Below are 22,678 nucleotides of genomic sequence, written 5' to 3'. Positions count from 1 at the left end.
CGCTCCCTCTCGGCGATCCGGTGGCGCTGGCGGACAGCGGGCAGGACCTGCGGACCCGAGCCTGCCCTGCGGCGCAGCCCCGCGCCTCCCGATCGCGGCGTTGCCGCCCACGCGGATCGCCGCTGCCGCCCCCGCGGACCCCCGGCGCAGGAGTGCGCCGGGCGACGATCAGGAGGCCACCAGGGCCCAGACGGTCTTGGCGCGCCCGTCGCGGTGCACGCCGTGGCGCACCGTGAGCCGGCTGACCATGTGCAGGCCCATGCCGCCCCGCTCGGCCGGCCGGTCGACGGCGACCGAGGGGACCCGCTCGGGAGCGGCGTCGGTGGCGATGACCAGCCAGCCGTCGGCGTGCCGGCACAGCTCGATCGACGCGGGCGGGGAGCCGTGCCGCAGGGCGTTGGACGCCAACTCCTCGAGCACCATGACCACGTGGTCGGCGGTCTCGGCCGAGGCGCCGTCCGGGTCGCGGGTCAGGCACCGCCGCGCGCCGCGCCGGGCCGTGGCGAGCTGGCGCGGCTGGTCGAGGTCCCAGGCACAGCACTCCTGCGCCTCGGGCGCGGGGGAGGGCTCCCACGGGCGGGGCGGGGGAGAGGCGGGAGTGGACACGGTGCTCCGTTGCCGTTCCTGGGCGGTGCCGTTCCTGTTCCCCCTGCCGCGCGGGCCACACCTGCCGGTCGGTCCGTCGCGCACGGACCTCCCGGTGGCTCCCCCTTTCCGGGGGAGACGTCGCCCACGGGCGGCGTGGCACCCGCCGACGCCGGGCACGCGGTCGTCGGAGGCGGCTACCGTGGCAGGGCAGGCACTCGGCAACGACCCGGGCGGGTCGACGGCCACGACGGGGGGAGCACGCGGTGGGCGGGGACGGAACAGTCGCGGCCGACACCGCCGACGCTGCCGTCGACGTCCAGGCGCGGGGGTTCCGGCACGACGCGCTGGTCTACGAGTCTCCGGACGAGCTGGTCGCGGTCGCCGCCCCCTGGCTGCTGGCGGGCCTGGCAGCCGGCGACGCCGCGGTGATCGCCGCTGCGCCGGAGACCGCCGGCCTGCTGCACGAGGCCGTCGGCGCCGATCCCCGGGTGACCGTGCTCGAGCGCCACGCCCTGTACCGCGCCCGCACGCCCACGGCCATCACGGCGTTCCGCCGCCTCGCCGACGAGCAGGCCGCATCCGGGCGGCGGGTCCGCGTCGTGGGCGAGGTCGACTTCGGCGCCAGCGACGCCGACCGCCGCGAGTGGCAGGCCTACGAGTCGGTCATCAACGCCGCGTTCGCCCCGCTGCCGCTGTGGGGCCTGTGCGTCTTCCGGGCGGACCTGCCCGAGCCGGTCCTGCGCTCGGCCCGGCACACCCACCCGCAGCTGGTCGGCCCCGGCGGGCGGGAGGCCAGCCCCGACTTCGTCGACCCGGCCACCTACCTGCGCGGTCTCCCGGTGCCGCCCGAGCCGCTGGAGGACACCCCGCCCGCGCTGGCCGACGACGACATCACCGACTACGCCGGCCTGCGGCACGCCGTCCGCCGGCTGCTCGCCGAGGTCGACGGGCCCCGCGACGTCCTCGAGGACTTCCTGATGGCCACCGACGAGATGACCTCCAACGCCGTACGTCACGGACGGGCACCGGCCGGGCTGCGGCTGTGGACGGCGCCGGGCCGGCTGGTGGCCACCATCCGGGACTCCGGCCGCGGCTGGGACGACCCCTTCGCCGGCTACGGGCCGGCGCACGGTGCGGACCTCTCCCACGGCGGCATGGGCCTGTGGCTGGCCCGCCAGCTGTGCGACCACGTCGCCATCCGCCGCGACGAGCACGGCGTCAGCGTCCGGCTGTCCACCAGCTGGAGCTGACGCCCGCGGGGTGCGGGGCCGGCCGCGCTCCGGTGCGGTCAGCGACCCGCCGCGCCGGTCGTGCAGGCGGGACAGCGGCCCCAGTAGACGACCTCGGCCTCGTCGATCGCGTATCCCGCGTCGTCCGACGCCGTGAGGCACGACTGGCACCGACCGCGCGGTCGACGTCGACGATGGCGGCGCAGGACCGGCAGACGAGATGGTGGTGGTTGCACGAAGACGGGTGCGACGTCGTCCCGGCGGCTCCGCCGGGACGACGTCGCGCTGCTCGGCTAGTCCTCGACGCGGAACCCGATCTTCATCTCCACCTGGTAGTACGCGACGTCGCCGTCGGCCACCATGCCGCGGATCTGCTGGACCTCCAGCCACTCGATGTTCCGCACGGTCTGGGATGCCTTGCGCACCGCCGTGCGGATCGCGTCGTCGACGCTGGTGGGGGAACTGCCGACGATCTCGCTCATCCGGTAGACGTGGTTGCTCAACCCAACTCCTCAGGGAGGCAGCCCGGACGGCTGCGGGGGCTCCACCGTGGCAGATGGGTGCGCGGTCGGCCCCCCGGAACGGGACGGGGACACCGCGGTGACCGCCGCGATCCCCGCCGTCGCTAGGACGATCCGGGAGGCGACGTGGCACCGGGCCGGTGGTCCGGCCGCCCCGCTCCGGTCCGCCGGGGGAGAGCGCACGTCCGCGGTCGTCCCCAGCGCGGGCGGGCCCAGGGCATTCGGTCCCGTGTCGTCCGGTCCCGCGCCCGTACACCTTGACCGCGCATGCGGGACGCGCTGGGCTGGCGGCCACCCCCTCCGCCCTGCGAGGTCCCCATGCCTCTCCCCGACGAGATCCCCGCTCCCCGGACCGGGGCGCCCGCTGCCCCGCCGGCCCGCGAGTCCGCGGCCCCGGTCCCCGACGACCGCCCGTCCGACGCCGTCGCCGACGTGGTCGTCGTCGGCGGGGGTGGGGCCGGCCTGCCCACCGCGCTGTTCAGCCGCTGGCTGGGCAACGAGGTCGTGCTGCTGGAGAAGGCCGACGAGCTCGGCGGCACCGCCCGCAAGGCGGCCTTCTGGTACTGGGTGCCCGCCAACGAGCCGATGCGCGCGGCGGGGATCGCCGACGAGGAGCCGGACTTCCTGCGCTACGTGGCCCGGCTGTCGCGGCCCGCCGCCTACGACCCGACGTCCCCGACGCTGGGCCTGTCGCAGTGGGAGTACGACACCTGCCGGGCGATCTACGCCAGCGCCTCCCCGGCGGCCGAGCTGCTGGCGCAGCGGGGGGCGCTGGAGTACCGGCACTGCGCCGAGGTGCCCGACTACTGGTCGGAGATCCCCGAGGACAAGGCGCCCACCGGGCGGGTCCTGGTGCCCCTCGGTGCGCGCGAGTCGATGTCAGACGGCGGTGCCGTCGCCGTCGAGTCCCTGAGCGCCGCGGCCCGCCGGGACGGCGTCGACGTCCGCACCGGTCACCGGGTGCAGCGCCTGGTCGTCCGGGACGGCGCGGTCGTCGGCGTGGAGGCGACCACGCGGGACGGCCGCACGCACCGCATCGCCGCCCGCAAGGCCGTCGTCTTCGCCACCGGCGGGTTCACCCACGACGTCGACCTGCGGCGCAACAACCTGCCCGCGGGCATCTACGGCGGGTGTGCGGCGACCACCAACGAGGGCGACTTCCTCGCCATCGCCGCGCCGCTGGGCGCCCAGCTGCGGAACATGAACTCCGCCTGGATGTGCCCGCTCCCGCTGGAGCGGGCGGTCGCGCGTGACCCGGGCCTGATCGGCATGTTCTCCGTGGCCGGCGACTCGACGGTCTTCGTCGACAAGACCGGCCGCCGGGTGGTCAACGAGAAGCTGCAGTACAACGAGCTGGCCCAGACCTTCTCCACCTGGGACGGCGGCAGGGGCGAGTACCCGTACCTCGTGCTGGTGCAGATCTGGGACCAGCACAGCCAGGACCACTCGGCCAGCGACGAGTACGGCCGGCTGATCGTCCCGCCCGGCACCGACGACTCGCACGTCATCCGGGGGGAGACCCTCGAGGCCCTGGCCGACGCGATCGCCGAGCGGCTGCGCCGGTACGCGGCCGTGACCGGTGGGCTGGCCCTCGACGCGGACTTCGTCCCGACCCTGCGGCAGACCATCGCGCGCTTCAACGGGTTCGCCGAGCGCGGCGTCGACGAGGACTTCCACCGCGGCGAGAAGGCGGTGCAGCTGCTGTTCAACGGGCCGGTCGCCGACGAGCCCGGGCGGGCCAACCCGACCATGTGGCCGATCAGCGACCGCGGCCCGTACTACGCCGCCCTCGTCACCGGCGGCACTCTGGACACCAAGGGCGGGCCGCGGACCAGCCCCGACGGCCAGGTCCTCGACGACACCGGGACGCCGGTGCCCGGGCTCTACGGCGTCGGGAACTGCGTCGCCTCCGCCTCCGCCCAGGCCTACTGGGCCGGCGGGGCCACCCTCGGCCCGATCATCGCCCTCGCCCACCGGGCCGCCGAGGCCGCCGACCGGGAACCGACGCGGCAGCCGGCCGTCCTGAGCCCCGCGTGAGGGCCGGCTCCCACCGCTGACGGCACCGCGCTCGTGCGGTGCTGCGCACGGTCGTGCGGTGCTGCACGACCGCGAGAGCCGACACGACACCGCGAGAGTCACGCGGATCGCCGGCGTCCGCGGCTCAGGCCGGGGCCGGGACGGCGCCCAACTGCACCATGAGGCCCAGGAAGTCGGCGGTGGTCCACCGCTCGATCACCTCGTCGCCCCGGAGCCGCATGATCGTGATGCCCTCGAACACGTACGGCCGGCCCGTGGCGGGCACTCCCATGAACTCGCCGCGGTGCTCGCCGGACACGGCGAACCGGCAGCTGTACAGGTCGCCGTCGACGAGGTGTTCGTGGAAGTCCAGCTGCGGGTTGGGCCGCCCCGGCGCCCCCATGGCCGACCAGAAGCGCTCGTAGAAGGCGGTCACGGACGGCTTGTCCATCGGATCCGGCTCCATGCCGTGGAACCGCAGGTCCCGGGCGTACACCTCGAGGTAGCCCGGCAGGTCCCCGGCGTTCCACCGTTGCCGTGCCCGTTCGACCCGTTCGGCGGGAGAGGTCATGACTCCTCCTGCGTGACGTGCCCCCGCAGCCTCGCGGAGGACCCTGGCAGGCGGGTCCCGGCCGCCCCCAGAGCCCTTCGTCCCGCCGGGGCGGGAGGGTGTGGCGGCGCTCCCGCACCCGCCGGCCTCACCGGTTGCTGTAGACCCGGCCCGGCGCGACGAGGACGGCGGTGCGCCGCTGCTCGGCCATGACCCGGTCGTAGGCGTCCCAGTCGTCGTGCCGGCCGCCGGCCGCGGTGAACACCGCGCGCAGCAGCAGCCGCAGCCGGTCGGCGTCGTCCAGCCACGGCTGCGGGTCGTCCGGCCCGGCCAGCTCCGCGCGCCCCTCCACCGTCGCCCACTCCCACCCGTGCCGGAACGTGAGGCTCAGCTGCGGCCGGGCGCGCAGGTTGGTCAGCTTCACCCGGCCGTAGGTCACGAAGCCGACCACCCGCTCGCCGGTCGCCGGGTGGGGGAGGAGCCCCGCGTTGACCACCGACGCCTGGACGGTGGCGTCGGCCCGCAACGTGGCGACGACCGCGAGGTGGTGCTCGCGCGCGGCGAGGGCGGCGACGTCGTCGAGGCCGGTCATGCCGTGCAGCGTCGCACCGATCCCGTCGCCGGGCGTGCCGCTGTCACCCCGCTCGTCCCGCGGCCGCGACGCGCTCGGCGACGAGGGCGGCGACCGCCTCGGGCCGGGACGCGGCGGGGCTGTGCCCGGAGGCCCACTCCACGGTCCGGGTGGCCCGCTGCGCCATCACCCGCTGCAGCTCCGGGTGCACCACCTCGTCGGCGGTGCAGACGACGAAGGTCGACGGCACCGTCCGCCAGGCGATGACCTCCGGCACCCCGCGGAAGACCGGTCGCGCGACCGGGCGCAGCCGGGCGGCGGCCGCCGCGGCGACGTCGGCCGGCGCGTCGGCGAACAGCAGCCGCGGGCCGAGCTCGGGATCCAGGCCCACCTCGTCACCGGACACCCGCACCGCCTCGCCCAGCCGCGTGTCCGGCAGCCCCTGCCCGGCGCGGGTCCGGCTGACCGACTCGCCCTCGTCGAGCTGGAACGCCGCGAGGTAGACCAGCTCGCGCACGAGCGGGTGCGCGCCCGCGGCGGTGATGACCGCCCCGCCGTAGGAGTGCCCGACCAACACCGCGGGCCGGCCGAACCGGTCGAGGGCGTCGCGCACCGTCCGGGTGTCGGCGGCGAGGTCGGTCAGCGGCAGGTCGACCGCGACGCTGTCCACCCCCTGGGCAGCCAGCGCCGCGCGGACGGCGTCCCAGCACCAGGCGCCGTGCCAGAGGCCGTGCACGAGGACGGCGCCGGGGGTCGTCGAGGTCTGCTCCACCCGAGCCAGTCTGCCCGTCGGCGTCCCCGGCCCGGCGACGCACGGGTGCCTGGGCAAGGCGGGTGCCGAGGAGGAGCCTTGACGCTCTTGGTGAGCCGTGTCACATTGACCCATGTCACTATGTCCGGACATGAGGACGGCAGAGGGCCCGATGTCCTCACGGCTGAGCGCTCCACCCGACGTCCAGGACTCAGCAGGTCAGCGGCCACCAGCCCGGTGGTCAACCCGACGAGGAGACACGAATGAGGACCAGCCGTAGGTCGCTGAAGGTGGCGGTGGTCGTGACCGCCGCCGCCACGGCGCTGGCCGCGTGCAGCAGTCAGGGCGGAGCACAGAACGAGGGCGGTGGGGCCGCTGCGGAGGGCGAGAACTTCACCATCGCGATGATCACGCACGAGGCGCCCGGGGACACCTTCTGGGACAAGATCCGCGCCGGGGCCGAGGCGGCCGCCGCGAACCACAACATCACGCTGAACTACTCCAACGACCCCGACGCCGGCGAGCAGGCGACCCTCGTCCAGAACGCGGTCGACAGCGACGTGGACGGCATCGCCGTCACGCTGGCCTATCCCGACCAGGTCGGTCCGGCCGCGCAATCAGCCGCGGAGGGCATTCCGGTCGTCGCGTTCAACTCCGGGATCAACAACTACCAGGACTACGGCGTGTCGATGTACTTCGGCTCCAACGAGCAGCTCGCCGGCCGGACCGTCGGTGAGCGCATCGGCCAGGACGGCGGCGGCAAGGCGCTCTGCGTGATCCAGGAGCAGGGGCAGGTGGCGCTGGAGACCCGCTGTGCCGGCGTGGCCGAGGGCTTCCCCAACACCGAGGTCCTCTACGTGCAGGGGACCGACCTTCCCTCGGTGCAGCAGACGATCGGCTCCAGCCTCCAGACCGACCCGTCGATCACCCACATCGTCACCCTCGGTGCCCCGGTCGCCCAGGCTGCGCAGCAGGCCAAGTCGGACACCGGTAGCCAGGCGCAGGTCATCACCTTCGACCTGAACGCGGACGTCGCCCAGGCGATCCAGAACGGAGACATCGCCTTCTCGATCGACCAGCAGCCCTACGTCCAGGGCTACATGGCCGTCACGTCGCTGTGGCTGAACCTCACCAACGGCAACGACATCGGCGGTGGCCAGCCGGTCCTCACCGGTCCGTCCATCGTCGACGAGTCGAACATCGACGTGATCTTGCCGTACACGGAGAACAACACCCGCTGATCGCCACCCGGGGGGAGTCGGGTTTCCGGCTCCCCCCGCCCGTCCCGACTCCTCTGGAGCAGCCATGAGCTCATCCGTGGCGGCGAAGCCGTCCAACGCACCCCCGACCACGCCGCCGGGGCGCACCCAGCGGTCGCTGGTGTCCCGCGTCCTCGGCCGGCCCGAGGTCGGCGCGCTGGCGGCGGCGATCGTGATCTTCGCCTTCTTCTTCGCCGTGGCCCCGCCGTTCCGGACGCTGCCCGCGCTGGCGACGGTCCTCTACGCCTCCTCCACGATCGGCATCGTCGCGGTCGGTGTGGCACTGCTGATGATCGGTGGCGAGTTCGACCTGTCCGCCGGTGTCACGGTCACCACGTCGGCGCTCGCGTCGGCGATGATCTGCTACCAGTTCAGCCTGAACATGTGGGTCGGCGTCGTCGTCAGCCTGCTCATCGCGCTGGCGATCGGCTTCGTCAACGGCTACCTGGTGATGAGAACGGGGATCCCCAGCTTCCTCATCACGCTGAGCACCTTCTTCATCCTCCAGGGCGTCAACCTCGGCGTCACCAAGCTGGTCACCGGGACGGTCGCCACTCCCAACGCCAGCGCGCTGGACGGCTTCGACGCGGCGAAGGCGGTCTTCGCCTCCGACATCCCGCTGGGGTTCATGACCGTCAAGGTCACCGTGCTGTGGTGGCTGCTGTTCGTGGCCGTCGGCACCTGGCTGCTGCTGCGCACCCGCACCGGCAACTGGATCACCGCGGTCGGCGGCAACCAGGCCAGCGCCCGCGCGGTCGGCGTGCCGGTCCGCGCGACCAAGATCGGCCTGTTCATGGGCGTGTCGTTCCTGGCCTGGTTCCTGGGCATGCACCTGCTGTTCAACTTCAGCTCCGTGCAGGCCGGCCTCGGCATCGGCAACGAGTTCATCTACATCATCGCCGCGGTCGTCGGCGGTGCGCTGCTCACCGGCGGCTACGGCTCCGCCGTCGGCTCGGCGCTGGGCGCCTTCATCTTCGGGATGACCACCCAGGGGATCGTCTACGCCGGCTGGGACCCGAACTGGTTCCGCACCTTCCTCGGCGTGATGTTGCTGCTCGCCGTGATGGTCAACCTGTACATCAAGAACTACGCCGCCCAGAGGAGATGACGACGTGACAGACACCATCGCCGAACACGCCGCCCCCGACCTGCACAGGGGCGAGCCCCTCGTCGAGATGGAGGGCGTCGGCAAGGCCTACGGCGCCATCCGGGCCCTGGAGGGCATCAACCTCAAGGTGAACGCCGGCGAGGTGGCCTGCGTGCTGGGGGACAACGGCGCCGGCAAGTCCACCCTCATCAAGATCATCTCTGGGCTGCACCCGCACACCGAGGGCACGCTGAAGGTCGACGGCCAGGAGCGGCGCTTCGGCTCCCCGCGCGAGTCCCTGGACGCCGGCATCGCCACCGTCTACCAGGACCTCGCGGTCGTGGGGCTCATGGAGGTCTGGCGGAACTTCTTCCTGGGGTCGGAGATCCGCAAGGGCAAGTACCCCATGGCGCCGCTGGACATCTCGGCCATGCGCGAGATCGCCGACGCCGAACTGCAGAAGATGGGCATCGTCGTCAAGGACATCAACCAGCCCATCGGCACCCTCTCCGGCGGCCAGCGGCAGTGCGTCGCCATCGCCCGGGCGGTGTACTTCGGGGCCCGCGTGCTGATCCTCGACGAGCCGACGGCGGCCCTGGGGGTCAAGCAGTCCGGGGTGGTGCTGAAGTACACCGCCGCGGCGCGGGACGCCGGTCTCGGCGTCGTCTTCATCACCCACAACCCGCACCACGCCTACCTGGTGGGCGACCACTTCATCATCCTCAAGCTCGGCCGCCGCGTGCTGGACAAGAAGCGCTCGGAGGTCACGCTGGAGGAGCTCACCACCGAGATGGCCGGCGGCCAGGAGCTGGCCGAGCTCAGCCACGAGCTCAAGCGCTGAACCGACCCGACGGCGCCCTCCCTCCCGGCACCCGGAGGGCGGGCGCCGTCGTCGTCCCGGGCGTCAGCCGGGGCGCACCGCCACCAGCTCGCGCGCGGTGGCCGCGGCGCGCGCGGCGGCCTGGCGGACGTCGAGCCGGCGGTGCCCGGCGGAGAGGATCTCGACCCCCCACGGACCGGCCCACCCGGCGGCGCGCAGCGCGGTGATCGCGCCGGGCAGGTCGAAGTCCCCCTCGCCGCAGTAGCGCCGCCGGTCCACGGTGTCCTCGAACAGCGTCCCCGCCGGCGTGCTGTCGGCGTCGTCCAGCTCTACGCCGACGATCCGGTGCAGCGGGAGCGACGCGAGCTCGGCCGGCGGCGTGCCGGCGCGCTCGACGGGCCAGACGTCGACGACGATCCCGCCGGCGGGGTGGGCGGCGTCCTCCACCAGTCGCAGCGCGTCGTGGACGGTCGCGACGTCGGTCCACGGCAGGAACTCGATGCCCAGGCGTGCTCCGGCGTCGGCGGCCTGGGCGGCCAGCCGGGCGAACTCGGCCGCTCGGCGCCCGCCGTCCCCCGGCGCGTCGCCGGCGTCGGGGGTGACCTTGAGGTGCCGGGCGCCGAGTGCCTCGGCGGCCCTGAGCAGGAACCCGCGCAGCTCGTCCGACGCCGCCCGCTCGGGCCCGCTGCTGCACCAGCCGGGGAGGCCCTCCAGCTCCAGGTGGACCAGGCCGTTGTCGGCCAGGATCGCCCGGATGCCGGGGAAGCCGTGCTCCCGCTCGGCGACGGCCAGGTCGACGGCGAGCACCCCGAAACCGGTGAACCCCGCGGCGGCCGCCGCCTCGATCCGCTCCCGCAGGGGCACCGGGCTGCGCCAGTCCGCCCGGGACGGCGCGGCGTCGCCGGCCGTCGTCCAGCACGTGGCCAGCAGCTCGTCCATCGCTAGAGGGCGCCGGCGTGCCGCTCGGCCTGGGCGGTGAGCTCGGCGTCGAGTGCCGCCGGCGACCAGCCCTCCTGCAGGGCGCGCCACACGAGCTCCGCCTGGGTCTCAGGCGCCAGGCCGCCGATCGGCTGGTCGTGGTCGAGGTTGGTGGGGAAGGCGTAGCCCTCGGCGGAGGCGGCGACGGCGTTGCGCAGGGCGCGCTCGTCGGCGCCGGCGGCCCGCTGCTCGAGCAGGCCCGGGTAGAGGGCGCGGACCATCGCCGTCCGGTCGACGGTCTCCATCGCGCGGCCGAAGGCGGAGGAGACCTGCAGCAGGTTGGCCATGCGGCGCACGCCGGCCGACCGGTTGGTGCCCGCGCCGTGGAACAGCGCCGGGTTGAAGAAGGCGGCGTCGCCCTTGCGCAGCGGCAGCTGCACGAAGTGCTCGTCGAAGTAGGCGGTGAACTGCGGCTGGTGGAAGGCGACGTACCCGGGGGCGTACTTCTGCGAGTGCGGCAGGTACATCGTGGGGCCGGTCTCCACGGGCATGTCGCAGTGCGCCACCGCACCCTGCAGCGTCATGACGGGGGAGAGCCGGTGCACGTGCGCGGGGTAGGCCAGCGCCTGCTCCTCGGACATGAAGCCCAGGTGGTAGTCGCGGTGCGCGACCTGCGCCCTGCCGCCGGGGTTGACCACGTTGACCTGGCTGGTGACCTGGTAGCCACGGCCCAGCCACGCCTCGGAGACCAGCGCGAGGACGTCGTTGCCGTAGTACTCGGCGAACAGCCGCGGCTCGCGGACGGCGAACTTGTCCAGCGCGCCCCAGACGCGGTCGTTGGCGCCGGGGGTGGCGAAGTGGTCCCCGCCGACGACGCCGGCCGCCTTCTGCTCGGCGATCAGCGCCTCGAAGACCGCGGTGGCGCGGTCGACGACTCCGGTGTCGGGGAAGGCGCCGGCGAAGACGACGATCCCCGGCCCGTCGGCCAGCGCGCGGGCCAGCTCGGCCTGCACCTCCCGGCGTCCCCCGGGGGTGGCGACGGCGTCGCGCAGCCGCGCGCCGTAGACGAGGACGTTCTGCCGCACCTCGTCGGCGGTGGGGTACTCGGCCGGGTCGGTGGTCGTCTCGACGACGGCGCGGAAGTCCGCCAGGCGGCAGTCCTGCGCGGTGAACCAGCCGGGGGTGCGTCGGGTGAGGGAGGCGGTCACGGGAGCGTCCTTCCTGAGCGGGGGCTGCAGACGAGCCTGACGGGTCGGTGATCCCGCATCAACCTCGCCCTTCCCTCATCTCCCCCTCAGACTGGGCCGGTGCCGCACCCGTACCCCATCCGCGAGATCGCCCGCCAGGCGGGCCTGTCCGAGGCCACCGTGGACCGCGTGCTCAACCGGCGCGGCGGCGTCCGGCAGAGCACGGTCGACGAGGTGCACCGGGCGATCGCCGACCTGCACCGGCAGCGCTCGCAGGTGCGGCTGAGCGGGCGGACCTTCTTCCTGGACGTGGTCGTCGACGCACCCGCCCGGTTCTCCGCCGCCGTCCGAGCCGCGCTGGAGTCGCAGCTGCCGCTGGTCCGCCCGGCGACCTTCCGGGCGCGCTTCCACCTGGCCGAGTCCCCGCCGGTCGCCGAGCTGGTCGCCACGCTCGACGGCATCGCGCGGCGCGGCTCGCAGGGCGTCGTCCTCAAGGCCCCGGACTCCCCGCTGGTCGCGGTGGCCGTCGAGCGGCTGGCCGAGGGAGGCATCCCGGTCGTCACGCTGGTGACCGACCTGCCGACCAGCCGCCGCGTGGCCTACGTCGGCCTGGACAACCGCGCCGCCGGGGCCACGGCCGCCTACCTGCTCGACCAGTGGCTCGGCGACGACGACGGCGCGGTGCTGGTGACCCGGGGCACCGGCACCTTCCGCGGCGAGGACGAGCGCGAGATGGGCTTCCGCGCGACGCTGCGGCAGCTTCGCCCCGGCCGCCGGCAGGTCGACCTGGTCGACGCGAGCGGGGACGACGCGGTGCTGCGCGGGCTGGTCGGCGACGCGCTCGCCGCCGACCCGGGCATCGTCGCCGTCTACTCGCTGTACGCCACCGGCGGCAACGCCGCGACGGTCGCGGCCTTCGCCGACGCCGGGCGCGGCTGCCGCGCCTTCGTCGCCCACGACCTGGACGCCGAGAACCTCGCGCTGCTGCAGGCCGGCCGGCTGTCGGCGGTGCTGCACCACGACCTGGCCCTCGACCTGCGCCGCGCCTGCCACGTGGTGATGCAGGCCCACGGCGCGCTGCCCGGCGCGCCCCGCTCCTGGCACTCCGGCGTCTCGGTGGTCACGCCGCACAACATCCCCGTCGAGGTGCTGTCCGCGCCGGCCCGCTGAGGGGAACTCGAGGGCTCCGCGTCGTTGACGGGGTCGTGGCGGCGGCCACAGCCTTGACCCCGGCACGGCCGGCACCGGCCGGCCGGACACGGAGTCGAGGAGGCGTCGTGACGCTGGACGTCGGGGTCATCGGGGTCGGCATGATCGGCCAGGAGCACGTCCGCCGCCTGGACGGCGGCCCCGGGGGCAGCCGCGTCGTGGCCGTCGCCGACGCCGACGCCGGGCGCGCCGCCACCGTGGCCGGGCAGCTGCCCGACGCCAAGGCGCTGCCGACGGGCGAGGAGCTGATCGCCTCCGACGCCGTCGACGCCGTCGTCGTCACCTCGTGGGGCCCCACGCACGAGCCCTACGTGCTCGCGGCCGTCGCCGCCGGCAAGCCGGTGTTCTGCGAGAAGCCGCTGGCCACCAGCCAGGACGCCTGCCGGCGCATCGTCGACGCGGAGGTCGCCGCCGGGCGCCGGCTGGTCCAGGTCGGGTTCAACCGGCGGTACGACCCGGCGCACCGGGCGCTGAAGCAGGCCCTGGACGGCGGTGCGATCGGCGCGCCGCTGCTGGTGCACTGCGCGCACCGCAACGCCTCGGTGCCCCCGCACTACACGCGCGACATGTCGATCGCCGACACCGCGATCCACGAGATCGACGAGCTGCGCTGGCTGCTGGGGACCGAGATCGCCGCCGTGCGGGTGCTCACCCCGCGCAGGAGCAGCCGCGGCGGGGAGCTGCAGGACCCGCTGCTGGTGCTGTTCGAGATGGCCGACGGCGTGCTGGTCGACGTCGAGGTGTCGGTCAACGTCCACTACGGCTACGAGATCCGCTGCGAGGTGTCGGGGGAGACCGGCACCGTCGAGCTGGCCGACCCCGCGCCGGTGACCATCCGCCGCGAGGGCGCCGTCGCCGGTCTGGTGCCGGCCGACTGGCGCGAACGCTTCGCCCTCTCCTACGACGTCGAGCTGCGCGAGTGGGTCGACGCCGTCGCCGGCGGGCGGTCGCCGCAGGGGCCCGGCGCCTGGGACGGCTTCGTCGCGCAGGTCGTCTCCGACGCGGCGCTGCAGGCGCTGCACACCGGAGCCCGGGTCGCGGTCGAGCTGCCCCCACGGCCGGACCTCTACGCCCCCGCCTGACCACCGGGCCCGGGCCCACCCCCCACACGAGAGGCTCAGCATGCGCATCGGACTCATCGGTCTCGGCAGGATCGGGGCCTTCCACGCCGGCACGCTGGTCGGCATCCCGGCGGTCGAGTCCCTCGTGGTGACCGACCTCGTGCCCGACCGGACCAAGCAGGTCGTCGACCGCCACCGGGCCGACGGCGTCGAGGGCGTCGACTCCCTGGCGGCGCTGCTCGGCTCCGGCGTCGACGGGGTGGTCATCGCGGCGGGCACCGACGCGCACCCCGAGCTCGTCCTCGCCTGCGTCGAGGCCGGGCTGCCGACGCTGTGCGAGAAGCCGGTCGCGCAGACCGGCGCGGCCGGCGCGGAGCTGCTGCGCCGGCTGGAGGGCTCCACCGTGCCGGTCCAGATCGGGTTCCAGCGCCGCTACGACGCCGCCATCGCCGCGGCCCGGGCCGCGGTCGCCGGCGGCGAGCTCGGCTGGGTCACCACGGTGCGCTCCACCACGCTGGACCCCGAGCCCCCGCCGCCGGAGTACATCGCGGTCTCCGGTGGCATCTTCCGCGACTGCGGCGTGCACGACTTCGACGCCGTCCGGTGGGTGACCGGCCAGGAGGCCGTCGAGGTCTACGCCACCGGCAGCAACCAGGGCGCGGACTTCTTCCGCCGGTACGGGGACGTCGACACCTCCGCGGCCGTCGTGACCTTCGCCGGCGGCGCCCTGGGGATCGTGTCCAACACCCGCTACAACGCGCGCGGCTACGACGTGCGGCTGGAGGTCCACGGCTCGCGCGACAGCGTCGCCGCCGGCGTTGACGACGGGTGGCCGATCCGCGCCACCGAGCCCGGCGTCACGTTCCCGGCCGGCCCGCCGCACCGCTTCTTCATGGACCGCTTCCAGCCGGCCTTCCGGGCGCAGTTCGAGACCTTCCTCGAGGTCGTCGCCGGCGACCGCCCCTCGCCGTGCACGGTCGCCGACGGGCTGGAGGCCGACTGGATCGCCGAGGCCTGCGCCCGGTCGCTGGCTGAGCACCGGCCGGTGCGGATCGACGAGGTGCGCCTGGCATGAGCGGCCCGCCCGGGCGCGGTCCTCGTCATCATGGTGTCGTGACCACTCCGAAGCACGCAGCGGTGGTCACGACGCCATGATCACGATGACGGGAATCCGCTGACCACACCTTCACGGCGGGGGCCGGCCCGGGCACGCTCCCCCCTCGGGGTCATTGGCCGGGGCGTCTTGAAGCGCTTCACTGGCGTCGTGGACCGCACCAGCAGGTCGCCGCGGTGTCGTGGGAGCGGGCGGCCGTGACCGCCTCGAACCGCGCGCGGCGTCCGCGGCTGCAGGACGTCGCCGATGAGGCCGGCGTCTCGGCGGCGACGGCGTCCCTCGTGCTGCGCGGGGCGCCCGGCCCGAGCGGCGCCACGCGGGAACGGGTCCTCGGCGCGGCGGGCCGCCTGGGGTACCGCCCGGACCGGGCGGCGAGCCTGCTGGCCCGCCGGCGCAGCGGGCTGATCGGGATCGCCATGGACGTCCGGAGCACCTTCCACGCCCAGCTGGTCGAGGACGTCCACGAGGCCGCCGAGGCGCACGGCTACGACCTCGTGCTCAGCACGGTCACCCGGACCCGCGACGAGCGCCGGGCGGTCGAGACGCTGCTGGACTCGCGGTGCGAGGCGCTGCTGCTGCTGGGGCCGGACGCGCCCGCCGCCCGGCTGAGCGCGCTGGCCCGGCAGCTGCCGGTGGTCGCCGTCGGCCGGCCGGTGTCGGCCGAGGGCGTCGACGTCGTCCGCGCCGCCGACGACGACGGCGTGGCGCAGGCCGTGGAGCACCTGGCCGACCTGGGGCACCGGCGCATCGCCCACGTCGACGGCGGCCGCGGGCCGATCGCCGCCGCCCGGCGGCGGGGCTACGAGCGGGCGATGCGCCGCCGGGGCCTCGGGGAGCACGTACGGGTCGTGGGCGGGGACGCCGGCGAGGGGGCCGGCGGCCGCGCGGCGGCGCCGCTGCTCGGCTCCGACGTGCGTCCGACGGCGGTGGTGACCTACAACGACGCCTCCGCGGTCGGCCTGCTCGACGCCCTGCTGCGCGCCGGTGTCGACGTGCCGGGGGAGGTCTCCGTGGTCGGGTACGACGACAGCCCGCTCTCCCGGCTGGCGCACATCGACCTGACCACCGTCAGCCAGGACTCCCCGCAGATGGCCCGGCTCGCGGTGGGGGCGGTGGTCGAGCGGCTCGACGGCGGCCGCACCGACCGGCGCGAGGTCGTCGTCCCGCCGCACCTCGTCGTCCGGGGGACGACGGGGCCGCCGACTTCGTCCTGACAAAGTCTTGACGGTGACGCCGGTCACCCGCCACGCTGGCGTTTGAAGCGCTTCAAAACCCCCGCGTCGATCCCGACGCCCTCGCCGCCCACGCGCCCGCGGAGACCGCCATGGCCAGCCTCGCCACCGAGCTCGACTACGACCCGTTCGCCCCCGACTTCTACACGTCCGACCCGTTCGCGGTGTACCGGCGCATGCGGGACGAGGCGCCGGTCTACTGGAGCGAGCGGTGGGGCTGGTACGCCCTGACCCGCTTCGAGGACGTGCGCGCCGCCGCGCTCGACGCGGAGACCTTCCTCAGCTACGAGGGCATGGACATCGACGACAGCCGCCTGGAGCAGGTGCCGCCGGGGTCGATCGGCAGCATGGACAACCCCCGGCACGACCAGGTCCGCTCGGTCGTGCAGCCGTACTTCCTGCCGCGCCGGATCGCCGAGCTGGAGGACGGCATCCGCGCGGTGGTGCGCGAGCTGGTCGCCTCGTGGCGGGACCGCGGCGCCGTGGACCTCGCCCAGGAGCTGGCCTGGCCGATGCCGTTCGACGTGTTCTTCCACCTGATGGGGCTGCCGAGCCGGCACGCGCCGGACCCGGTGGAGCGGACGCGGCGGGAGCAGCTGGAGCACTGGACCCACGAGCTCAAGGACCGGGTGCCCGGCACGCCGCACCTGACCCCGGTCGCGCGGGCGGCCACGGCCGGCGTCCAGCAGTTCTTCATCGACCTGCTCGACGACCGCCGCCGCAGCGCGCGCGACGACCTGGTCACCCGGTTCGTGCAGGCCGACATCGACGGAGTGCCGTTCGTGGAGGACCGGGTCACGCCGGACTCCGAGGTCAGCGGCCTGATGATGATCCTGTTCCTGGGCGGGGTGGAGTCCACCGCCGGACTGACCGGCACGCTGTTCAAGCTGCTGGCCGAGAACCGCGACCAGCGCGCGCTGCTGGAGCAGGACCCCTGGCTGATCCCGAACGCCGTCGAGGAGGCCCTCCGCCTCGTCACGCCCCTGCAGCTCACCGCCCGGACGACGTCGCGCGAGGTGACCCTGCACGGGGTGACCATCCCCGCCGGCGGCCGGGTCGTCCTCGTCCCGGGCGCGGCCAACCGCGACGAGCGCCAGTTCCCGGACCCGGACCGGTTCGACGTCACCCGGCCCCGGGCCCGGCACCTGGGCTTCGGGGAGGGCGTGCACGGCTGCCTCGGCGCCCCGCTGGCCCGCCTGGAGGCCCGGATCGCGCTGGAGGAGGCGCTCCCGGTGCTGGGCGACTACGAGCCGGCCGGCCCGCCGGGGTTCTACCCGAGCTCGCCGAACATGTACGTCTGGAAGTCCCTGCCGGTCACCGTCGGCCCCCGGGGTGCCGACGGGCGCCGCCCGCACGTCGAGGAGGTGCACCACCGGACGACCTCGGTCACCCTCGCCACCTCCGAGTTCGAGGTGTCCGCGCGCGTGGTCGCCAAGCGGCAGGCCGCCGACGGCGTCGTCACGCTGGCGCTGCGGGAGGCCGGCGACGCCCCGCTCCCGCGCTGGGAGCCCGGCGCCCACGTCGACCTCGTCCTCGACGGGGCGCCCACCCGGCAGTACTCGCTGTGCGGCGACCCCGCCGACCGCTCCGAGTACCGGCTGGGCATCCTGCGCGACCCGGCCGGCCGCGGCAGCTCGCTGTTCGTGCACGACCGCCTGCAGGAGGGCGACACCGTCCGGGTGCGCGGGCCGCGGAACAACTTCCCGCTCGTCGACTCACCCCGCTACCTGTTCGTCGCCGGCGGCATCGGCATCACGCCGATCCTGCCGATGATCCGCGCCGCGGAGGCCGCCGGCGCCGACTGGGAGCTGGTCTACGGCGGGCGCCGGCGGGCGTCGATGGCCTTCCTCGGCGAGCTGGCGCGGTACGGCGGCCGGGTGACGGTCTGCCCGCAGGACGAGGTCGGCCTGCTCGACCTCGACACGCTGCTGGGCGAGCCGCGCCCCGACACGCGGGTCTACTGCTGCGGCCCGGAGCCGCTGCTCGCGGCGGTCGAGCAGCGCGGCGCGGCGTGGCCGGCCGGGTCGCTGCACGTCGAGCGGTTCACGGCCAGGCCGCTGACCGAGCCGGTGCGGTCGGACACCTTCGAGGTCGTCCTCGCCCGGAGCGAGCTCACCCTGCCGGTGGCGCCGGACCGCTCGATCCTCGACGTGGTGGAGGCGGCCGGTGTGGGCGTCCTCTCCTCGTGCGCCGAGGGCACCTGCGGCACCTGCGAGACCACCGTCCTCGACGGCGTCCCCGACCACCGCGACTCGGTGCTGAGCAGCGAGGAGCGGGCGGCCGACGACTGCATGATGATCTGCGTCTCCCGGTCGACGACGCCGCGCCTGGTCCTCGATCTCTGAAGCGCACCCCTCACCCGACCGAGGAGACCGCCATGACCCCCGCCCGCACCGCGATGGAGTACGACCCCTTCAGCCCGGAGTTCCAGGCCGACCCCTATCCCGTGTACCGGTGGATGCAGGAGGAGGCGCCGGTCTTCCACAGCGAGAAGTGGGGATGGTGGGCGCTGTCCCGGTACGAGGACGTCCGCGCGGCCGCGACCGACCCGGACACGTTCCTCAGCTACGAGGGCATCGACATCGACGACACCGCCAAGGACCAGAGCGGGCCGGGCTTCCTGCCCGACGTCGACAACCCGCGGCACGACCCGGTCCGCCGCGTGGTGCAGCCGCACTTCCTGCCACGGCGCATCGCCGCCAAGGAGGACGCCATCCGGGACGTCGTCCGCGGCCTGGTCGACACCTGGCGCGACCGCGGGCACGTCGACCTCGCCCGGGAGCTGGCCTGGCCCATGCCCAACGAGGTCTTCTTCACCGTGCTGGGCCTGCCCAGCGCCCGGGAGGAGGGCCGGGCCCAGCTCGACCGCTGGGTGCACGAGCTCAAGGACCGCCGTCCGGGCGACCCCAGCCTCACCCCGGTCGCCAGGGCCGCCACCGAGGGCATCCGGGACTACTTCATCGCCCTGCTGGAGGACCGCCGGCGCGCCCCGCGCGAGGACGTCGTCACCGCGCTGGTCCAGGCCGAGATCGACGGGGTGCCCTTCGCCGACGAGCACCTGACGCCGGCCTCGGAGATCCTCGGCCTGATGATGGTGCTCTTCCTGGGCGGGGTGGAGTCCACGGCGGGGCTGACCGGCACGCTGTTCAAGCTGCTGGCCGAGAACCCCGACCAGCGCACGCTGCTGCGGCAGGACCCCTCGCTGATCCCGACCGCGGTGGAGGAGGCGATCCGCCACTCCAGCCCGCTGCAGCTGGTCGGGCGCACCACGTCCCGCGAGGTCACCCTGCACGGCGTGACCATCCCCGCGGGCGGGCGGGTGGTGCTCGTCTACGGCGCGGCCAACCGCGATCCGCGCCAGTACGCCGACCCGGACCGGTTCGACGTCACCCGCGGCAGGGTGCGGCACCTCGGTTTCGGCGAGGGCCGGCACGGCTGCCTCGGTGCGCCGCTGGCCCGGCTCGAGGCGAGGGTGGCCCTGGAGGAGGCGCTGCCGGTGCTGGGCGACTACACGCTCGCCGGGCCGCCGGTCCGCTACCGGACCACGCCGAACATGTACGTGTGGGACTCCCTGCCGCTGTCCTTCGCCGTCCCGGGGTGAGCGGGGGCGTCAGCGGGGCGGGGCGGTGGTGCTCCGGACGACCAGCCGCGGCGGCACCACGAGCTCGCGCTGCTCGACGGGGACGCCGTCGAGCCGGTCGAGGGCCCGCCGCACGGCCAGCGTGCTCAGCCGCCCGACGTCCTGGGCGACGGAGGTGAGGTCGACCGAGGAGAGCCGGGCGATCCGGCTGTCGTCGTAGCCCACGACGCTCACGTCCCCGGGCACCGTGCGCCCCGCCCGGCGCAGGACGTCGAGCAGGCCCAGCGCGCAGCGGTCGTTGAAGGCCGCGACGGCTCCCGGGAGGGGGCCGGCCAGCAGCGTGCGCGCGGCGGCCGCGCCGTCCTCCTCGGTGAGCCCGCCGGGCACGATCCGCGGCTCGAGGCCGTGCCGGCGCGCCGCCTCGCGGTACCCCCGGCGCCGCTCGGCCGCGCCCGGGGCGCGCCCGCCGTCGACGTGCACCACCTCGCGGTGGCCGAGGGCCACCAGGTGGTCGACCGCCAGCCGCGCGCCCTCGTCGTCCGCGGTCCGGACGACGTCGACCGCGGCCGACCGCACCGAGCGCGCGACCACCACGACCGGCAGGCGCTCGGCGAGACCGGCGAGCCGTGCGCTGGGCGAAGAGGGGCCGAGCAGGACCAGCGCCTCGCAGCGGTCGCGCAGCAGTCCCTCGACCGCCCGCTGCTCGCCGCGGCCCGGCGTCACGGCGCTGAGGGCCAGCTCGTACCCGGCCCGCTCGGCGGCGGCGTAGAGCCCGGTCAGCAGGTCGCCGTGGAAGGCGTGCTGCACCCCGAAGACGACGCCGATCAGCCGGCTGCGGGAGCTGCGCAGCAGGCGGGCGCGGCTGTCGGGCCGGTAGCCGATCTCCTCGGCGGCGCGCCGCACCCGCTCCCGGGTCGCGGTGCTGGCCCCCGGGGCGTCGCGCATGACGATCGAGACCAGGGCGGTGGAGACCCCGGCGCGGGCCGCGACGTCGGCGAGGGTCGGCCGCCGGTCGGGGCCCGTGGAGGACACCCGGCGAGCGTAGCCCTGACAGCTAGAACGTTCTAGCGCGATCCCCTTGACGAGGGAGAGTGACGGGGGCCACGCTGGCAAGGACCTAGAACGTTCTAGCCGAGGGAGTCCGGGATGGCTGGCGAGACCGTGGGCGTGGCCCTGATCGGATCGGGGCGCATGGGCGCCTTCCACGCGCAGACGGTGACCCTGCGCCTGCCGCGGGCGCGGCTGGTCGCGGTGGCCGACCCCGCACCCGGGGCGGCGGAGCGGCTGACCGGGGCGCTGGGCGCGGGACGGGCGTACACCGACCTGGCGCAGGTCTGGGCGGACCCGGAGGTCGACGCCGTGGTGATCGCCGCCCCCGCGCGGTCGCACGCCGACCTGGTCGTGGCCGCCACCGCCGCGGACCGGCACGTGTTCTGCGAGAAGCCGATGGCGGTCACGCTGCCCGACGCCGACCGGGCGATCGACGCCGCGCGCGCCGCGGGCGTCGTCCTGCAGGTGGGGTTCAACCGGCGGTTCGCCGCGGACTGGCGGGCCGCCCGCGCGCTGCTCGACGCCGGCACGCTCGGCACGCCGCGGCAGCTGCGCTCGCTGACCCGCGACCCGGGCGGCTTCGACCCCTCGCGGGTGCTGCCGGACACGATCTTCCTGGAGACGCTGATCCACGACTTCGACACGCTGCGCTTCCTCAACCCCGGCGCCGAGGCCGTCGAGGTGTACGCCACCGCCGACGCGCTGGTGGAGCCGTCGTGGCGGGACCGCGGGCTGCTGGACACCGCCGTCGTGCACGTCCGCTTCGACAACGGCGCCATGGCGGTCGCCGAGGCCTGCTTCGAGGCCGCCTACGGCTACGACGTCCGCGGGGAGGTGCTCGGCTCCGGCGGCCTGGCCACGATGGGCGACGGCCGCCGCACCGGGATGGTCTTCTCCGGCTCCGCCGGCCGGCTGGTCGAGACCGTGCGCAGCGACCAGGAGCTCTTCCCCGAGGGCTACACCGGCGAGCTGGCCGCGTTCGTCGACGCCGTCCGCACCGGCACGCCGGCCCCCGTGACCGGCGAGGACGCCCGGGCGGCCCTGGCGATCGCCCTCGCCGCGGCGGAGTCGGTCCGCGCCGGCCGCCCGGTCCGCATCGACGAGGTCGAGAAGTGACCGCCTACCGGCTGGCCGCGTCGGCCGAGATGCTCTTCCTCGACCTGCCGTTCGCCGAGCGGGTGCGGCGCATCGCCGACGCCGGCTGCGAGGTCGAGATCTGGGACTGGACGGTCCAGGACGTCGACGAGCTGGCCGAAACCGGGGCGACGTTCTCGTCGATGACCGGTTACGTCACCGGCACCCTGGCCGACGCCGGCGGCGCGGAGGAGCTGCTGAAGACGGCCGAGCAGTCCCTGACCGTCGCCGAGCGGCTGGACTGCCCGCGGCTGAACGTGCACGGCACCGGGCTGGACGGCCGCGGGCTGCCGGTGGTGCCGAGCGAGGTCGTGACCCCGGCGATGTGGCTCACCGCCGCCCGCACCCTGGAGCGGCTGGCGGCGCTGGGGGAGCGGGCCGGGCGGGTGTTCACCCTGGAGAACCTCAACACCGCCGTCGACCACCCGGGCACGCCGTTCGCCCGCGCCGCCGACACGATCGCGCTGGTGGAGGCGGTGGGCAGCCCGCACCTGCGGCTCAACCTCGACCTCTACCACGCGCAGATCGGCGAGGGGAACCTCGTGCAGCTGGTGGAGCGGGCGCTGCCGCTGGTGGGCGAGATCCAGGTGGCCGACGTCCCGGGCCGGTGCGAGCCGGGCACGGGGGAGATCCACCACCCGGCGATCGCCGCCGTCCTCGACCGGCTCGGCTACACCGGCGTCGTCGCCCTGGAGGGCTGGGCGTCGGGCGACCCGGCCGTGGCCCTGGACCGGTTCCGCGCCGCCTACACCCGCTGACCCGCGCGCGCCCGTGCCCTGCCCACCACCGTGGGCAGGGCAC

General features: G+C 74.9%; 20 protein-coding genes and 1 pseudogene. 13 read left to right on the top strand and 8 right to left on the bottom strand.

Annotated elements, in window-relative coordinates:
• Window positions 1-168 precede the first annotated feature (168 nt).
• Complete coding sequence (locus tag ACI784_RS20290) at window positions 169-606, bottom strand: ATP-binding protein (protein WP_457014668.1); 438 nt, start codon at window positions 604-606, stop codon at window positions 169-171.
• Window positions 607-851: 245 nt separating this feature from the next.
• Between ACI784_RS20290 and ACI784_RS20285 the strand changes: the two genes are divergently transcribed.
• Window positions 852-1,838, top strand: a complete 987-nt coding sequence (locus tag ACI784_RS20285) for an anti-sigma factor RsbA family regulatory protein (protein WP_456922857.1) — start codon at window positions 852-854, stop codon at window positions 1,836-1,838.
• 272 nt (window positions 1,839-2,110) lie between these two features.
• Here ACI784_RS20285 and ACI784_RS20280 read toward each other — a convergent pair whose 3' ends face one another.
• Window positions 2,111-2,320 (bottom strand): dodecin, encoded by a 210-nt coding sequence (locus ACI784_RS20280; RefSeq protein WP_456922858.1) that lies wholly within the window; start codon window positions 2,318-2,320, stop codon window positions 2,111-2,113.
• A 336-nt stretch (window positions 2,321-2,656) separates the two neighbouring features.
• On the opposite strand from ACI784_RS20280, the gene ACI784_RS20275 reads away from it, so the two are divergent.
• The gene (locus ACI784_RS20275) at window positions 2,657-4,375 is read left to right on the top strand and encodes an FAD-dependent oxidoreductase (protein ID WP_457014667.1); all 1,719 of its coding nucleotides are present in this window, start codon (window positions 2,657-2,659) and stop codon (window positions 4,373-4,375) included.
• 124 nt (window positions 4,376-4,499) lie between these two features.
• Here ACI784_RS20275 and ACI784_RS20270 read toward each other — a convergent pair whose 3' ends face one another.
• The 3 genes from ACI784_RS20270 to ACI784_RS20260 all read right to left on the bottom strand — a co-directional run bounded on the left by ACI784_RS20270 (window position 4,500) and on the right by ACI784_RS20260 (window position 6,247).
• A complete protein-coding gene (locus tag ACI784_RS20270) occupies window positions 4,500-4,925 on the bottom strand; it encodes an ester cyclase (RefSeq protein WP_456922860.1) in 426 nt (141 codons plus the stop codon).
• A 127-nt stretch (window positions 4,926-5,052) separates the two neighbouring features.
• Complete coding sequence (locus ACI784_RS20265) at window positions 5,053-5,496, bottom strand: TIGR03618 family F420-dependent PPOX class oxidoreductase (RefSeq protein ID WP_456922861.1); 444 nt, start codon at window positions 5,494-5,496, stop codon at window positions 5,053-5,055.
• 43 nt (window positions 5,497-5,539) lie between these two features.
• Complete coding sequence (locus ACI784_RS20260) at window positions 5,540-6,247, bottom strand: alpha/beta fold hydrolase (protein WP_457014666.1); 708 nt, start codon at window positions 6,245-6,247, stop codon at window positions 5,540-5,542.
• 242 nt (window positions 6,248-6,489) lie between these two features.
• Here ACI784_RS20260 and ACI784_RS20255 point away from each other — a divergent pair, with 242 nt between their 5' ends.
• From ACI784_RS20255 to ACI784_RS20245, 3 genes are all read left to right on the top strand, one after another.
• Window positions 6,490-7,467, top strand: coding sequence for a substrate-binding domain-containing protein (locus ACI784_RS20255; RefSeq protein WP_456922863.1), 978 nt, complete (start codon window positions 6,490-6,492; stop codon window positions 7,465-7,467).
• A gap of 64 nt (window positions 7,468-7,531) precedes the next feature.
• On the top strand, window positions 7,532-8,593 hold the full coding sequence (locus ACI784_RS20250) for an ABC transporter permease (RefSeq protein ID WP_456922864.1): 1,062 nt from the start codon (window positions 7,532-7,534) through the stop codon (window positions 8,591-8,593).
• Window positions 8,594-8,597: 4 nt separating this feature from the next.
• Complete coding sequence (locus tag ACI784_RS20245) at window positions 8,598-9,413, top strand: ATP-binding cassette domain-containing protein (RefSeq protein WP_457014665.1); 816 nt, start codon at window positions 8,598-8,600, stop codon at window positions 9,411-9,413.
• Between the two features lie 63 nt (window positions 9,414-9,476).
• Here ACI784_RS20245 and ACI784_RS20240 read toward each other — a convergent pair whose 3' ends face one another.
• A complete protein-coding gene (locus tag ACI784_RS20240; protein WP_457014664.1) occupies window positions 9,477-10,331 on the bottom strand; it encodes a sugar phosphate isomerase/epimerase family protein in 855 nt (284 codons plus the stop codon).
• A gap of 2 nt (window positions 10,332-10,333) precedes the next feature.
• On the bottom strand, window positions 10,334-11,518 hold the full coding sequence (locus tag ACI784_RS20235) for a phytanoyl-CoA dioxygenase family protein (protein ID WP_457014663.1): 1,185 nt from the start codon (window positions 11,516-11,518) through the stop codon (window positions 10,334-10,336).
• A gap of 99 nt (window positions 11,519-11,617) precedes the next feature.
• Here ACI784_RS20235 and ACI784_RS20230 point away from each other — a divergent pair, with 99 nt between their 5' ends.
• The 6 genes and pseudogenes from ACI784_RS20230 to ACI784_RS20205 all read left to right on the top strand — a co-directional run.
• On the top strand, window positions 11,618-12,667 hold the full coding sequence (locus tag ACI784_RS20230) for a LacI family DNA-binding transcriptional regulator (RefSeq protein ID WP_457014662.1): 1,050 nt from the start codon (window positions 11,618-11,620) through the stop codon (window positions 12,665-12,667).
• A 107-nt stretch (window positions 12,668-12,774) separates the two neighbouring features.
• Window positions 12,775-13,788 carry a Gfo/Idh/MocA family protein gene (locus tag ACI784_RS20225; RefSeq protein ID WP_456922869.1) on the top strand — a complete coding sequence of 338 codons (1,014 nt, stop codon included), beginning with the start codon at window positions 12,775-12,777 and terminating at the stop codon, window positions 13,786-13,788.
• Window positions 13,789-13,828: 40 nt separating this feature from the next.
• Window positions 13,829-14,842 carry a Gfo/Idh/MocA family protein gene (locus tag ACI784_RS20220; RefSeq protein ID WP_456922870.1) on the top strand — a complete coding sequence of 338 codons (1,014 nt, stop codon included), beginning with the start codon at window positions 13,829-13,831 and terminating at the stop codon, window positions 14,840-14,842.
• Window positions 14,843-15,078: 236 nt separating this feature from the next.
• Window positions 15,079-16,095, top strand: coding sequence for a LacI family DNA-binding transcriptional regulator (locus tag ACI784_RS20215; protein WP_456922871.1), 1,017 nt, complete (start codon window positions 15,079-15,081; stop codon window positions 16,093-16,095).
• 110 nt (window positions 16,096-16,205) lie between these two features.
• A complete protein-coding gene (locus ACI784_RS20210) occupies window positions 16,206-18,458 on the top strand; it encodes a cytochrome P450 (protein WP_457014661.1) in 2,253 nt (750 codons plus the stop codon).
• 32 nt (window positions 18,459-18,490) lie between these two features.
• A pseudogene (locus ACI784_RS20205) lies at window positions 18,491-19,711 on the top strand (cytochrome P450); the annotation flags it as partial.
• A 12-nt stretch (window positions 19,712-19,723) separates the two neighbouring features.
• Here ACI784_RS20205 and ACI784_RS20200 read toward each other — a convergent pair.
• The gene (locus ACI784_RS20200; protein ID WP_457014660.1) at window positions 19,724-20,725 is read right to left on the bottom strand and encodes a LacI family DNA-binding transcriptional regulator; all 1,002 of its coding nucleotides are present in this window, start codon (window positions 20,723-20,725) and stop codon (window positions 19,724-19,726) included.
• Between the two features lie 114 nt (window positions 20,726-20,839).
• Between ACI784_RS20200 and ACI784_RS20195 the strand changes: the two genes are divergently transcribed.
• Together ACI784_RS20195 and ACI784_RS20190 are read left to right on the top strand one after the other, a co-directional pair.
• Window positions 20,840-21,859: a Gfo/Idh/MocA family oxidoreductase gene (locus ACI784_RS20195; protein ID WP_457014659.1), complete on the top strand. Its 1,020-nt coding sequence runs from the start codon at window positions 20,840-20,842 to the stop codon at window positions 21,857-21,859.
• Complete coding sequence (locus tag ACI784_RS20190; protein ID WP_457014658.1) at window positions 21,856-22,635, top strand: TIM barrel protein; 780 nt, start codon at window positions 21,856-21,858, stop codon at window positions 22,633-22,635. The genes ACI784_RS20195 and ACI784_RS20190 overlap by 4 nt, the downstream gene beginning before the upstream one ends.
• Window positions 22,636-22,678 lie beyond the last annotated feature (43 nt).

The organism is Geodermatophilus sp. SYSU D01186 (assembly GCF_054050215.1).
The sequence above is the reverse complement of the archived record's forward strand: the minus strand, read 5'-3'. Positions and strand labels throughout refer to the sequence as shown.